Genomic DNA, 12,078 nt, shown 5'->3' with positions numbered 1-12,078 from the left:
GTGACAGACGTGGGGCCCGGCGTGGGGGCCCGGGGTGGGGTCAGGCGATCGGGGCGTTCGCGCGCTCGATCCGCTGGGTGCCGGTGCGGGTGCGGTAGGAGCGGGTCCAGCTGCTGGTCGCGTCCTTGCGGGTGCGGTCGGAGAGGACGTAGTAGTCCATCTGGGTCTGCTCGGGCGTGATGTCCAGGATCCCGTAGCCGTGCGAGTCCAGGTCGACCCACTTGACGTGCGGGTTGGCCGTCCTGATCGCGGTGCCGGCCGCCAGCGAGACGGTCTGCGGGGCGACCTTCAGCAGGTCGTCGACGTTGTCGGAGGTCACCGAGGTGACCACGAACTCGGTGGCGACACTGCCGGACAGCGGGTAGGTGGCGGCCTCGTTCGGGACGTCGGCGGCCCAGGCGGAGTGGATGTCGCCGGTCAGGAAGACGGTGTTGGTGATGCCGTTCGCCTTGAGGTGGCCGAGCAGCTCGCGGCGGTCGTGGGTGTAGCCGTCCCACTGGTCGGGGTTGACCGCCACGCCCTCGCCGGGCAGGCCGAGCAGCTTGGCCAGCGGGCGCAGCAGGTAGTCGGGCAGCGAGAGGAAGGCGACCGGGGAGATCATCACCTCGTTGCCGATCAGCCGCCAGGTGGTGTCGGAGGCGGACAACCCGACCTTGAGCCAGTCCAGTTGGGCGCGGCCGGTGAGGGTGCGGTCGGCCGAGTCGACGGCACCGCTGCCCGTCTTCGCCTGCTGGGAGCGGAACGAGCGCTGGTCCATCAGGTGCAGGTCGGCGAGCTTGCCGTAGCGCAGGCGGCGGTAGGTGGTGCCGGCGATCGAGGGCCGGACCGGCATCCACTCGAAGTAGGCCTGCTTGGCGGCGGCCATCCGGTCGGCCCAGGCGCCCTCGGTGCCCGGGGTGTGGTTCTCGGCGCCGCCGGACCAGGCGTCGTTGGCGAACTCGTGGTCGTCCCAGATCGCGATGGTCGGGAGCTTGGCGTGCAGGGCCTGGAGGTCGTCGTCGGTCTTGTACTGGCCGTGCCTGGTGCGGTAGTCGGCGAGGGTGAGGATCTCGTGGGTGGGGGCGTGCGGGCGCACGACCGTGCCGCGGGCGCAGAACTCGCCGGTCTTGTACTCGTAGATGTAGTCGCCGAGGAAGAGGAAGGCGTCCAGGTCGCCGCGGGCGGCGAGGTGGCGGTAGGCGGAGAAGTAGCCGCCCTCCCAGTTGGCGCAGGAGGCGACGCCGAACCGCAGCCGGGAGAGGGCGGCGTCGGTGGCGGGGGTGGTGCGGGTGCGGCCGGTGGGGGAGGCGGCGGTGCCGGTACCGGCGGTGGCGGTGAAGCGGTACCAGTAGGGGGTGTCCGGGGTCAGGCCGCGGACGTCGGCCTTGACGGTGTGGTCGGCGGCGGCGGTGGCGGTCACCGTGCCGCTCGCGACGACGCGGGCGAAGGCCTGGTCGGCGGCCAGCTCCCAGCGGACCTCGGTGTCGGGGCCGAGGCCCGAGCCGGGGACGGCCTCGGGGCGGGGCGTCACCCTGGTCCAGAGCAGGACGCCGTCGGGGAGGGGGTCGCCGGAGGCTATGCCGTGCAGGAAGCGGGGGGCGGCTTCGGGGGTTCCGGGGGTCTGGGCGGCTCCGGCGGCCTGGGCCGGCTCGGCGGCTCCGGCGGGGGTGGGGAGGGCGATCGGGAGGGCGGCGGTCGCGCCGGCGGCCAGCGCGCCGGCCTTCAGGACCTGGCGGCGGCGCGGGTGGGCGGGGGTCATGTCATGGACAAGATCGTTCACGTCCGGAAGGTTACCCGTTAGTAAAGCGTAGGTAAATCAGGCGACCTGACGACCCGTCGTGGAGGGGAAGGGGGCTGCGGTTCGGTGCGGGCGGGCCGGGGAAGCCGGGGCGGGTCGGCCGGGGAAGTCGGGTCGCCGGATCATGCGGGATCATGGGGGAGTACCCGCCCTCAGCTGCCGAAGGACCCCGACCGTGGCCCAGATCGTCCTCTTCCACTCCGCCCTCGGGCTGCGCCCCGCCGTCCACGCCGCCGCCGACCGGCTGCGCGCCGCCGGGCACACCGTGCACACCCCGGACCTGTACGACGGGCGGACCTTCGACGACATCGAGGCCGGACTGGCGTACCAGGAGGAGGTCGGCGGCAGCGAGGAACTGCTGCGCCGGGCCGTCACCGCCGCCGCTCCGCTGTCGGACGGCGGCCTGGTCTACGCGGGCTTCTCGCTCGGCGGCTCGCTCGCGCAGAACCTCGCCCTCGCCGACGACAAGGCCCGCGGCCTGCTGCTCCTGCACGGCACCTCCGACCTGCGCGAGGACGCGGCCACCGAGATCCCGGTGCAGCTGCACGTCGCCGAGCCGGACCCGTTCGAGACCGAGGACTGGCTGAACGCCTGGTACCTGGGGATGCGGCGGGCCGGGGCCGACGTCGAGGTGCACCGCTACCGGGGCGCCGGGCACCTGTTCACCGACACCGAGCTGGCCGACTACGACGCCGAGGCGGCGGAGCGGGCCTGGGCCATCGCGCTGGACTTCCTCGGCGAGCTGGATTCCTGACCGGGAGGCGAGGGGGTCGTCGGGGCGGCCGGTCAGCCGGCGAGCCCCGGCACCACCAGGCCGGACTCGTACGCGATCACCACGGCGTGGGTCCGGTTCTGCGCGCCGAGCTTGGTCAGCACGTTCCCGACGTGCGTCTTCACCGTCTCCAGGCTCACCCTGAGCGACTCCGCGATCTCCGGGTTGGACTGGCCCGTGGCCATCGACCGCAGCACCTCCTCCTCCCGCACCGTCAACGCCGCCCGGGGCAGCGCCTCGGCGGAGTCCAGCGGGCGGGCGGAGACCATCCGGCGCAGCGCCGCCGGGAAGAGGATCGCCTCCCCGGCCGCCGCCACCCGCACCGCCTCCGCGATCTGCCGCACCGGAAGCCGCTTCAGCACGAACCCGCTCGCCCCCGCGCTGAGCGCGGCGGTGACGTAGCCGTCGTTCTCGAAGGTGGTGATCACCACGACCTTCGGCGGCACGGCCGACTCGGCCAGCAACTGCCGGGTGGCCTCGATCCCGTTGCGGCGCGGCATCCGTACGTCCATCAGGACCACGTCCGGCCGCAGCCGCTGTGCCTGCTCGACCGCGTCGACGCCGTCGGACGCCTCCCCGACCACCGTGATCCCCGGCTGCACCGCGAGCAGGGTGCGCAGGCCGCTGCGGGTCACCTCGTCGTCGTCCGCGATCAGGAGGGTGACGGGGGCGTTGCCCGGGGCGTCGGTGGGGCCTGGGCCGGTCATGCCGACAACCGCACGGGCAGCTGCACGGCCAGCCGCCAGGCCTGGGGCCCGTCCGGCCCGGCCTCGATATCGCCGTGCAGCAGCCGGACCCGCTCGGCCAGGCCCGGCAGGCCGTGGCCGGACGTCGGGAAGGCGCCCTGGCGCGGACCCGTCCCGGTCCGGTTGACCACGCTGAGCTCCAGGGTGTCCGGCCCGGCCGCCACCCGGACCTCGATCGGGCCGCCGGCTCCGTGCCGCAGCGCGTTCGTCAGCCCCTCCTGGAGGATCCGGTACGCCGCCCGGGAGAGCGTCCCCTGCACCTGCGCCAGCTCGCCGGACAGCTCCGGCTCCACCGCCGCGCCGGCGTGCCGCAACCGGTCCAGCAGCTCGGGCAGGTCGGCCAAGGTCCGGGCCGGGGCCGCCCCCGACTCCTCCTCGCGCAGCGCGCCCAGCACGTAGTCCAGGTCCTCCAGGGCGGCCCGGGTCGACTCCTCGATGCTGCGCATGGCGGCCCGCGCCGCCACCGGGTCGGCGGAGAGCACCTCGCCCGCCACCGCCGCCTGGATCGTGGCCGCCGTCAGGGTGTGCCCGATCGAGTCGTGCAACTCGTGCGCCAGCCGGTTGCGTTCGGCCAGCCGGCGCTCCCGCTCCGCCGCCATCGCCAGCCGCTCGGCCGCCGACGGCCCCAGCAGCTTCGGGGCCAGACCGCGCAGGGCGCTCGCCACCGCCGCGCACACCACCGGCGCCAGCAGCAGGCAGGCCGCCGCCACCACCCAGCTCCAGAGGCCCGTCACCTGCACCGACCGGCCGGGCCAGCTCAGCCGGGCATCACCGGAGACCCAGCCGCCCGGCAGGGCCACGGCCGCGCCGAGCAGGACGAGGCTCACCAGGCCCCCCACCCAGCCCAGTGCCACGTGCAGCAGCAGCCACAGCGGGGTGCGCCAGCGGTCGGTGCCGGGGGTGTCCGCCGCCCGGGTGTCGGACACCGGATCCGGCAGCGGCACCCTCAGCAGCCGGCGGGCGCCGCCGATCAGCACCCGCCGGGTGGTGCGGGCCAGCCCGACCACGGCGAGCAGCGCCGCCCAGGCCAGCAGGGTGAGCACCGCCCGTGCGAGGTAGGGGCCGGACGGCCAGGCCATCATCGGCAGCATCGCGAACGGCAGCAGCGGCAGGCTCGCCAGCGCGCCGAGGAAGGCGAACAGCACACCCGAGTACGTGGAGCCGCGCAGCAGCGGCCGGATTCCCCTGATCATGATCGCCAGTATTGCGGCGCAGCTCGTGGGGGGCCTCCCCCGATCGGGGGAGCGTTCGTTCCGGCCTTCCGGCCTCAGTCCTTCCGGCCTCGGCCCTTCCGGCCTCGGCGTTTCTGCTCCGGCGGGAAAGCTACGGCGAGGCGGCCCCGGAGGCATCGGCGCGGCCCCGGGTGAGCAGGCGGGTCGTGCTGCCGTCGTCCTCCGTGATGTCGCGGACGTGCCGGAAGCCGATCCTGCCCAGCAACGCCAGCGAAGCGAGGTTGGCGTCGGCGACCGTCGCGTGCACCTCGGCCAGCCCCAGGGCGGTGAAGCCGTAGTCGACGATCGCGGCCGCCAGTTCGGTGCCCAGGCCGCGGCCCCACGCCTCCGGGGCCAGCGCGTAGACGATCTCGAAGCCCTCGACCGCGGTGGCGGGCTTGATCTCGGCGTGCCCGACGAGGCGGCCGTCGTGCCGCACGGCCCAGACGTCGAACCGGTTCGAGGCGTAGACCTGGGTGAAGACGCGGCCGAACAGGGCCCGGTCCTCGGCCTCGGACTGCGGGCCGTCGCCCATCCACCGGGACACCTGCCGGTTCTGGAACAGCGCCACGAAGTCCTCTTCGTCCGCGAGGACGTACGGGTCGAGCAGCAGGCGCTCGGTACGCAGGGTCGGGGTCATGTCGGGCGACGGTACGGGGACCGTCGCCCGCCCGGCAAGCGGCTTTCGGGAGGTCGGAGCACCGGGGGCGATCGCGGTCGAACGGGTGTCGGGGGCGGCGTCGCGGGGATCACATCGCGGGCTCCGAACGGACGGATATCATCCGGGAATGGTCAACCTTCGCACCCGCACGGTGGTTTTCGATCTCGACGGCACGCTCTGCTTCGACGGGCGGACGATCGACGGTCGGATCCTGACGGCGATCGGGGAGTGCGAGCGGGCCGGGTACCGGGTGGTCTTCGCGTCGGCCAGGCCGGTTCGGGACATGCTGCCGGTGCTCGACGGCGCCTTCCCGGCCGCGATGCTGATCGGCGGGAACGGGAGCCTGGTGTCGGTCGACGGGCAGGTGCGGGCCCGGGCCGCGTTCGAACCGGCGGTGCTGGGCGGGCTGATGGCGGCGGTCGCGCGCCACGAGGCGGGCTATCTCGCGGACGGGCCCTGGGACTACGCGTACACCGGGCCGGTGGACCACCCGATCCGGGGCCGCGTCGACCAGGGTGGCCTGGCGAGCCGGGTGGAGCTCGCCGAGCTGCCCGAGGTGGTGAAGTTCCTGGTCGTCGAGGCGTCGGACATGGCGGAACTCGCCGAGGCCGGCCGGGGGCTCGGGCTGATGGTGAACCACCACCTCGACGAGGCGATCATCGACTTCGCGCCCGGTTCCACGACGAAGTGGGAGGCCCTGACGTCGATGGGCATCGGCGCGTACGCGGCCTTCGGCAACGACATCAACGACTTCGACCTGCTGCGCAACGCCGAGCGGGCGGTGCGGGTCGGCACGCATCCCGGGCTGGACGGCGTCGCCCACGTCAGCGTCGCGGCCGAGCCGGAGGCGGTGGCGGCCGAGATCGCGCTGCTGGCGCGGGCGGCCGAGGGGCGGTAGGGCGCCGGGGTGCCTGCCGCCACAGGTGCCTGATCCGGGCGGCCGCCTTCTGAACCGGCCTTGATCTCAAGGGCAGTTGAGGTTCTACGGTGGCCGTGTTCCGGTGATCGCTCGAAGGGGGCGAATGGACATGGCAGTCCGGGAGTACTCGCAGGAGGAGCTGGCCGCCCAGCCCATCGGCGCGTGGAGCGGTGAGGCGTGCCGGCGGGTGGTCGGGGCCCTCCGTGCGCAGTTGGCGGTGGAGGACCTCACGCAGCCGCACTGGTGGACGCTCAACCACGTGGCCGGGGATCCGGGCCGGTGGACCCGGGCGGCGTTGGTCGAGCGGCTGGCGAGGTACGAGGACCTCGGGATCGACTTCGGCGGCGTCTTCGACGACCTCGCCGCCCGGGGGTGGCTGACGGAGGAGGCAGGGGCCATGACGCTGACCGAGGCGGGGGAGGCCGGCCGCCTCCGGGCGCGGGAGCGCAATCTGCGGGTGCACCGGCAGGCGCACGAGGGCATCGGCGCGGCCGAGTTCGCGACCACGATCGACGTCCTGCGTCGGATGGTCGCCAACCTGGGGGGCGACGGGAACCTGCCCGACTGAAGGGTGTCGAGGTAGCCGCAGCGCAGGAAGTCGGGTAGGTCGACTTCCTGCGCTGCTGTCATGCCGGGGTGGCGATGTGGCGCAGGTCACGTCGAGCGCAGAACCTGCGTGCGGTCGCGGGCGTCTGGCTGGTGTGAGATCACGCAGGAGAGCACTGGACGAGCTGGACGAGGAACGCCTCGTCCAGCTGATCGCCAGAAGTGACCGCGCGGCGTTCGACGAGCTGTACCGGCGCACGTCGCCGTGGCTGGCGGTGCGGTTGCGCCGCCGCTGCGCGGACGAGCAGATCGTCGCCGAGGTCATGCAGGAGACCTATCTGGCGGTGTGGCGCGCGGCCGGCGCGTTCGCCGGGAGCGCCGTCGGCGGGACGGCCGTCGGGTGGCTGTGGACGATCGCGGCGCGCCGCCTCGTCGACGCCTTCCGCCGTCGTGCCCACCACGCCGAACCGCCGGCCGCCGCCGCCGAGCGGGCCGTGGTGCCCGCGGCGGAGGAGGAGGCGCTCGCCGGGACCGTCGGCGGCGACGTGGGCGACGCCCTGCGGCGGCTGGCGCCGGAACTCCGAGACGTACTGCAGGCGACGGTGCTCGACGGGCTCTCCGTCCGGGAGACCGCCGTCCTGCTCAGACTGCCCGAAGGCACGGTCAAGACCCGTGCCCGCCGGGCCCGGATCGCGATGCGGGAGGCGCTGGCATGAACGCGGAACACGCGTCGAGGCGGCTGATCGACGACTACGCGCGTGGTGACACGGCGATGGCCGCGGACACGGTGTGGGCGCTGGAAGCCCACCTGGAGACGTGCGCGCCGTGCCGGAGCCTGCTGGCGGCCTCCGTGGCCACCGAGGCGCCCGGCGTCGCCGCGCTCGTCGACACCGTCCGGGCCGGTCTGGACGCGCAGTTGGGCGTGGCCGCCGGGGCGCCCCGGCGGCGGCACCGCCCGACGTGGGTGTCGGTCTGGCTGACACCGGCCATGACCCCGTGGCTGGCGATGACCGCCGTCGTCACCCTGGTGGCGCTGCTGCTGGACGTGGCCGCGCCGGCGAAGGTCTTCGGCGGCTCCTCGATGGTGGCGCTGATCGCGCCCGTGCTGCCGCTGTGCGGTGTCGCCGCGTCGTGGTCACGCGGTCTGGACCCGGCGCACGAACTGACCGCCTCGACCGCCCGGGCCGGCCTGGCCCTGCTGCTCAGGCGCACCACCGCGGTCCTCGTGGTGGTCGTGCCCGGGCTCCTGCTGGGGGGATGGCTGACCGGGAACACGACGGCCGCGCAGTGGCTGCTGCCCTCCCTGGCCTTCACCTCCACCGCCCTGGCGCTGGGCAGCGTGGTCGGCGTGACCCGCGCCGCCGTGGGGCTGGTGGCCGCGTGGGGCGCCGCCGTCGTGGTGCCCGCGTTCGTCACCGGCCGCATCCCCGCCGTCCTCGAACTCGCCCTGCACCGCGACCAGTTGCCCGTGTGGGGGCTGCTCCTCACACTCGGCATCTGCGCCGTGATCACCCGCAGGGACGCGTACTCAACGCTGTGAAACCCATGTCCACCCTGGAAAGGGACCATCGCATGACGTATACGGCGAGCGCGGCCGACACCGCGCCGAAGACCTACGCCTGGGAGATCCGGGCCAGCGGCCTGAGGGTGCGCGTCGGACGGAGCAAGATGGCCGTCGACGGGCTCGACCTGTCCCTGGGCGTCGGCGCCCACGGGCTCCTCGGGCCCAACGGGGCGGGCAAGACCACCCTGATCCGGACGCTGGCCACCGTGCTGCGCCCCACCGAGGGCGAACTGGAGATGCTCGGCACCTCCCTGGGGGGCAGGGTGGGCGACCACCGGGCCCTGCGCCGCCAGATCGGCTACCTGCCGCAGGACTTCGGCTACTACAAGCGCTTCACGGTGCGCGAGTTCGTCGAGTACATGGCCTGGCTGAAGGAGGTGCCGAAGGCGGACATCCCCGGGGCCGTGCAACGGGCCGTGGAACGGGTGGGCCTGGCGGACCGCGCCGACCACCGGATGAAGACCCTGTCCGGTGGCATGGTGCGGCGGGCCGGCATCGCCCAGGCCATCGTCAACTCCCCCGCGGTGCTGCTGCTGGACGAGCCGACGGCCGGCCTGGACCCGGCGCAGCGGCTGCGCTTCCGCGAGCTGCTGCAGGACCTGGGCCGCGACACCTGCGTGGTCGTCTCCACCCACCTGGTCGAGGACGTCGCGGCCGCCTGCTCCGACGTGGTGCTGTTCGCCGACGGCCGCCTCGTCTTCCAGGGCACGCCGGACGAGTTGGGTGCGGCAGGCAGCCCCGACCACCCGGGCGACAGCCCCCTGGAGCGCGGCTACTCGGCGCTGCTCCGCAACTCCGGCCAGCAGGGGAGCGCCTGGTGAACGGACGTGTGCTGCGGACGGAGCTGAGGCGCTCCGCCGCCCCGTGGGCCGGCATCGTCGTGCTGGCCGGGAGCCTGGCGGTCTTCTTCCCGTTCGACGCGTTCTGGTGGCACGGCACCGCGGGGTGGACGGCCCAGTGGACCACCATGGCCATGTGGACCCGGTCCCTGCTGGCCTACTGGTGGCCGTTCGTGATCGGCATCGGGGCGGTGTACGGGCTGCGCGAATCCCGCTCGCGGATGACCGAGCTGCTGTCGACCACGCCGCTGCCGGCCTGGCGCCGTGCGGCGCTGCCGGCCGGTGCGATCGGGCTCGCCGCGGCGGTGGGCTTCGGTCTGCTGGTCCTGGTGGGCGGAGCCCAGGTGGCGGCCGGTCCGACCACCTACGCAGCCCTCGGCTGGCTGCCGATCTCGCTGGTGGCGGCACTGGCCCTGGTCGCGGGCGCCGTGTTCGGCATGGGCGTCGCGCGGGCGCTGCCCTCCGCCCTCACGCCGCCGGCCCTGGTGGTGGTCGTCTTCGTGGGGACGGGCCTGTTCCTGCGCATGAACAACGAAGGGGCGGTGCCGACGGGCAGGGTGTCGAACCGGTTCGCCCAGCTGTCCCCGGCGACCGTGGAGCCGCGGCAGATGCTGCTGACCCTGTCCGGCTCCGTCCACCTCGGCCAGACGCTCTGGCTGCTCGGCCTGCTCGCCACCGGCTTCGCGCTGCTGGCGGCCGCGACCCGCCGGGCCCGGCTGCTCGCGGTGACTCCCCTCCTGGCCGGCCTGGGCCTGGCCCTGCTGGTCCTCCCGGCCGCCGCGCGCGACACCTACGTCGTCGACAAGGCCGCCGCGGCGCTGGTGTGCGACGGGCCGGTGTGCGTGACGCAGGCGAGCCGTTCGCACCTGGCCGAGCTCGCGTTGCGCAGCAAGGACGCGATGCGCGTGCTGCACGACGCCCTGGGCGACAAGGCTCCGGCCTCGGTGCGGGAGGACACCGCGCTGCACGAGCTCGCCGCGGCGCGCGAACTCTCCGCAGACGTGCTGCTGGTCGACTTCAACGACCGGATGCTCGCCGATGCGAAGGGCGAGAAACTGACCCGCGCGCTGATCGCCAGGGGCCTGGCGCCGAGCTGCTACCCGGACAACGACAAGGAGGGCGGGGGGAGCCACGACATCCCCGCCCAGAGCATCGCCGTGAGCTGGGCCCTCCACGACCCCCAGCTCCAACCGCTGCAGGAGAAGGGCACCAGCCGGTACGCGCTCGAAACCTGGGCGGAGGCCGACGTCGCGTGGCAGAAGCTGATGGCCCTGCCGCCGGCCGAGCAGCGCTCGCGGATCGTCGAGCTGCACGCCGCCGCGCTCTCCTGCGAGGGGTACAAGCAGGTCACGAAGCTGGCCGGGGGAGCGTCGCGATGAGGTGGCTGATGCTGTACGCGCGTTCACGGCAGGTGTCCACGTCGGCCGCCGCGGTCGCGCTCACCGCGCTGGTGGTGTGGGCCTTCAACCGGGGCGGCGGCGGCACGGGTGCGATGGACGCGGACGCGATCAACCCGATCGTGTACTTCGTGCTCGCCGCGAGCGTGGCGGCCGGCTCCGTCGGGCTCGGCGGGCAGGACCCCGCACTGGACAGGACGGCCGCGATCCGGTGGGTGCCCCGCCGGGCGGCGCACGCGCTGCTGATCGGTGTGGTCGCGGGTGCGGCGCTGCTGGCGGTCCAGGCGGCGGGGCCGAGGTTCGCCCCCACCGAGGTCGTCCTCCGGGACGCCGCGGGCCTGGCCGGCCTGGCCGCGTTCGGGGCTGTGCTGTGCGGGGCGCACCTCGCCTGGACCCTGCCGACCGTGTGGCTCGCGTTCGCCGTCCTCTCTCCGCCGCTGCCGCCCAACACCGTGGGGAAGGCGTTCGGTTGGATGTCCTACCCCCCTGGCACGGAGGCGTCCACCTGGACCGCGGTGGCCCTCCTGGTGACCGGCGCCGGGCTCTACGCCCTGGCCGGGCCGCGCAAGTAGCGGGCCCGCCCCGCGCCCCGCTTCCCCTCGGTGAGTCGGTGAGTCGGGGAGCGGAGCGCGGGGCGTTCTGCCGCGGACCGTCAGTCGCGGCTGCCCAGGGTGTCGTGCGAGACCTGCCAGAGCAGGGCGGCCGCCTCGGGGTCGAGGGCGTACTCGGCGACGCCGCTGCGGGCGCCGAGTTCGCCGCGGACGGCTTCGTTGCAGTCCTCGAAGTAGCGGCCGCTGACGCCCGCCAGCAGCGGTGAGGCCGCGAGCAGGACGGAGGTCGCCGCGCCCTGCTCGGTGGTCTTCCACAGCAGCTCCGCGCCGTTGGCGGCCTGGGCGCGCAGCCGGTCGAGCTCCTCCTCGGAGACGTGGCGCTGGAGGGCGGTCCGGATGCCGCCGGGCATCAGGGCGTTGACGGTGATGCCGTCCGCCGCCCAGCGCTTGGCGGCCTCGACCGCGAACAGGACGTTGGCGGTCTTGGACTGGCCGTAGGCGGACCAGGGATCGTAGGCGCGCTCGCGGAAGTGGATGTCCTCGAAGACGACCGGGGAGCGGTGGTGGGCGCTGGAGCTGACGGACACCACGCGGGCGCCGCCGTCCCGGGCCAGGGCCGCGTGCAGGCCGGTGGCCAGCGCGAAGTGCCCGAGGTGGTTGGTGGCGAACTGGAGCTCCCAGCCCTCCGGCGTGCGGAGCTCGGGCGAGGCCATCACGCCGGCGTTGTTGACCAGGATGTGCAGGGGCCCGTCCCAGGCGGCGACGAACGCGGCGACGGAGGCCTGGTCGGCGAGGTCCAGCGGCGCGACCCGGACGTCCTTGTTGCCGGTGGTCGCGGTGATGTCCTCGGCGGTGCGGGCGCCGGCGTCGAGGTTGCGGACCGCGAGGGTGACCTGCGCGCCCGCCGAGGCGAGGGCGCGTGCGGTCTCGACGCCGATGCCGGAGGCGCCGCCGGTGACGACGGTGCGGCGGCCGGTCAGGTCGGTGCCGGAGACGACCTCGGCGGCGGTGGACTCGGCGCCGAAGGGGGTGGTGAGGCGCGGGGTGTTGGCGTTCATGATGTTCCCGTCTGGCTGGGTGACCGGAGCTGGGGGT

13 protein-coding genes are annotated in these 12,078 nt (G+C 74.2%); 8 read left to right on the top strand and 5 right to left on the bottom strand.

Features of this window, described 5'->3' with window-relative positions:
* Positions 1-40: 40 nt before the first annotated feature.
* A complete protein-coding gene (locus ACIO9K_RS25270; RefSeq protein WP_400333447.1) occupies positions 41-1,738 on the bottom strand; it encodes an alkaline phosphatase D family protein in 1,698 nt (565 codons plus the stop codon).
* Positions 1,739-1,901: 163 nt separating this feature from the next.
* Between ACIO9K_RS25270 and ACIO9K_RS25265 the strand changes: the two genes are divergently transcribed.
* Complete coding sequence (locus ACIO9K_RS25265; RefSeq protein ID WP_363618886.1) at positions 1,902-2,531, top strand: dienelactone hydrolase family protein; 630 nt, start codon at positions 1,902-1,904, stop codon at positions 2,529-2,531.
* 32 nt (positions 2,532-2,563) lie between these two features.
* Here the strand turns inward: ACIO9K_RS25265 and ACIO9K_RS25260 are convergent, their stop codons facing one another.
* From ACIO9K_RS25260 to ACIO9K_RS25250, 3 genes are all read right to left on the bottom strand, one after another.
* Positions 2,564-3,256: a response regulator gene (locus ACIO9K_RS25260; protein WP_400333338.1), complete on the bottom strand. Its 693-nt coding sequence runs from the start codon at positions 3,254-3,256 to the stop codon at positions 2,564-2,566.
* Complete coding sequence (locus ACIO9K_RS25255) at positions 3,253-4,488, bottom strand: sensor histidine kinase (RefSeq protein ID WP_400333335.1); 1,236 nt, start codon at positions 4,486-4,488, stop codon at positions 3,253-3,255. Before ACIO9K_RS25255 ends, ACIO9K_RS25260 begins: the two co-directional genes overlap by 4 nt.
* Before the next feature lie 130 nt (positions 4,489-4,618).
* Positions 4,619-5,146: a GNAT family N-acetyltransferase gene (locus tag ACIO9K_RS25250; protein ID WP_363618889.1), complete on the bottom strand. Its 528-nt coding sequence runs from the start codon at positions 5,144-5,146 to the stop codon at positions 4,619-4,621.
* A 148-nt stretch (positions 5,147-5,294) separates the two neighbouring features.
* On the opposite strand from ACIO9K_RS25250, the gene ACIO9K_RS25245 reads away from it, so the two are divergent.
* The 7 genes from ACIO9K_RS25245 to ACIO9K_RS25215 all read left to right on the top strand — a co-directional run bounded on the left by ACIO9K_RS25245 (position 5,295) and on the right by ACIO9K_RS25215 (position 11,004).
* Positions 5,295-6,065: an HAD family hydrolase gene (locus ACIO9K_RS25245; RefSeq protein WP_363618890.1), complete on the top strand. Its 771-nt coding sequence runs from the start codon at positions 5,295-5,297 to the stop codon at positions 6,063-6,065.
* Between the two features lie 124 nt (positions 6,066-6,189).
* Positions 6,190-6,654, top strand: a complete 465-nt coding sequence (locus ACIO9K_RS25240; protein ID WP_400333330.1) for a MarR family transcriptional regulator — start codon at positions 6,190-6,192, stop codon at positions 6,652-6,654.
* 133 nt (positions 6,655-6,787) lie between these two features.
* The gene (locus tag ACIO9K_RS25235; protein ID WP_400333327.1) at positions 6,788-7,348 is read left to right on the top strand and encodes an RNA polymerase sigma factor; all 561 of its coding nucleotides are present in this window, start codon (positions 6,788-6,790) and stop codon (positions 7,346-7,348) included.
* Positions 7,345-8,172 (top strand): zf-HC2 domain-containing protein, encoded by an 828-nt coding sequence (locus ACIO9K_RS25230; protein WP_400333324.1) that lies wholly within the window; start codon positions 7,345-7,347, stop codon positions 8,170-8,172. The genes ACIO9K_RS25235 and ACIO9K_RS25230 overlap by 4 nt, the downstream gene beginning before the upstream one ends.
* A gap of 32 nt (positions 8,173-8,204) precedes the next feature.
* Positions 8,205-9,017, top strand: coding sequence for an ABC transporter ATP-binding protein (locus tag ACIO9K_RS25225; RefSeq protein ID WP_363618893.1), 813 nt, complete (start codon positions 8,205-8,207; stop codon positions 9,015-9,017).
* A complete protein-coding gene (locus tag ACIO9K_RS25220) occupies positions 9,014-10,414 on the top strand; it encodes a hypothetical protein (protein WP_400333321.1) in 1,401 nt (466 codons plus the stop codon). Before ACIO9K_RS25225 ends, ACIO9K_RS25220 begins: the two co-directional genes overlap by 4 nt.
* The gene (locus tag ACIO9K_RS25215) at positions 10,411-11,004 is read left to right on the top strand and encodes a hypothetical protein (protein WP_363618895.1); all 594 of its coding nucleotides are present in this window, start codon (positions 10,411-10,413) and stop codon (positions 11,002-11,004) included. The genes ACIO9K_RS25220 and ACIO9K_RS25215 overlap by 4 nt, the downstream gene beginning before the upstream one ends.
* An 80-nt stretch (positions 11,005-11,084) precedes the next feature.
* On the opposite strand, the gene ACIO9K_RS25210 is transcribed toward ACIO9K_RS25215, so the two are convergent.
* The gene (locus tag ACIO9K_RS25210; RefSeq protein ID WP_363618896.1) at positions 11,085-12,041 is read right to left on the bottom strand and encodes an SDR family NAD(P)-dependent oxidoreductase; all 957 of its coding nucleotides are present in this window, start codon (positions 12,039-12,041) and stop codon (positions 11,085-11,087) included.
* Positions 12,042-12,078: the final 37 nt, after the last annotated feature.

It is taken from the genome of Kitasatospora sp. NPDC087271, assembly GCF_044744605.1.
In the GTDB taxonomy this organism is placed as follows: Bacteria; Actinomycetota; Actinomycetes; order Streptomycetales; family Streptomycetaceae; genus Kitasatospora.
The sequence above is the reverse complement of the archived record's forward strand: the minus strand, read 5'-3'. Positions and strand labels throughout refer to the sequence as shown.

Excerpts from the sequence above, each read along its gene's own strand:
- ACIO9K_RS25270 (WP_400333447.1), bottom strand. The coding sequence starts at position 1,738 with ATGACCCCCGCCCACCCGCGCCGCCGCCAGGTCCTGAAGGCCGGCGCG.
- ACIO9K_RS25265 (WP_363618886.1), top strand. The coding sequence starts at position 1,902 with ATGCGGGATCATGGGGGAGTACCCGCCCTCAGCTGCCGAAGGACCCCG.
- ACIO9K_RS25260 (WP_400333338.1), bottom strand. The coding sequence starts at position 3,256 with ATGACCGGCCCAGGCCCCACCGACGCCCCGGGCAACGCCCCCGTCACC.
- ACIO9K_RS25255 (WP_400333335.1), bottom strand. The coding sequence starts at position 4,488 with ATGATCAGGGGAATCCGGCCGCTGCTGCGCGGCTCCACGTACTCGGGT.
- ACIO9K_RS25250 (WP_363618889.1), bottom strand. The coding sequence starts at position 5,146 with ATGACCCCGACCCTGCGTACCGAGCGCCTGCTGCTCGACCCGTACGTC.
- ACIO9K_RS25245 (WP_363618890.1), top strand. The coding sequence starts at position 5,295 with ATGGTCAACCTTCGCACCCGCACGGTGGTTTTCGATCTCGACGGCACG.
- ACIO9K_RS25240 (WP_400333330.1), top strand. The coding sequence starts at position 6,190 with ATGGACATGGCAGTCCGGGAGTACTCGCAGGAGGAGCTGGCCGCCCAG.
- ACIO9K_RS25230 (WP_400333324.1), top strand. The coding sequence starts at position 7,345 with ATGAACGCGGAACACGCGTCGAGGCGGCTGATCGACGACTACGCGCGT.
- ACIO9K_RS25225 (WP_363618893.1), top strand. The coding sequence starts at position 8,205 with ATGACGTATACGGCGAGCGCGGCCGACACCGCGCCGAAGACCTACGCC.
- ACIO9K_RS25215 (WP_363618895.1), top strand. The coding sequence starts at position 10,411 with ATGAGGTGGCTGATGCTGTACGCGCGTTCACGGCAGGTGTCCACGTCG.
- ACIO9K_RS25210 (WP_363618896.1), bottom strand. The coding sequence starts at position 12,041 with ATGAACGCCAACACCCCGCGCCTCACCACCCCCTTCGGCGCCGAGTCC.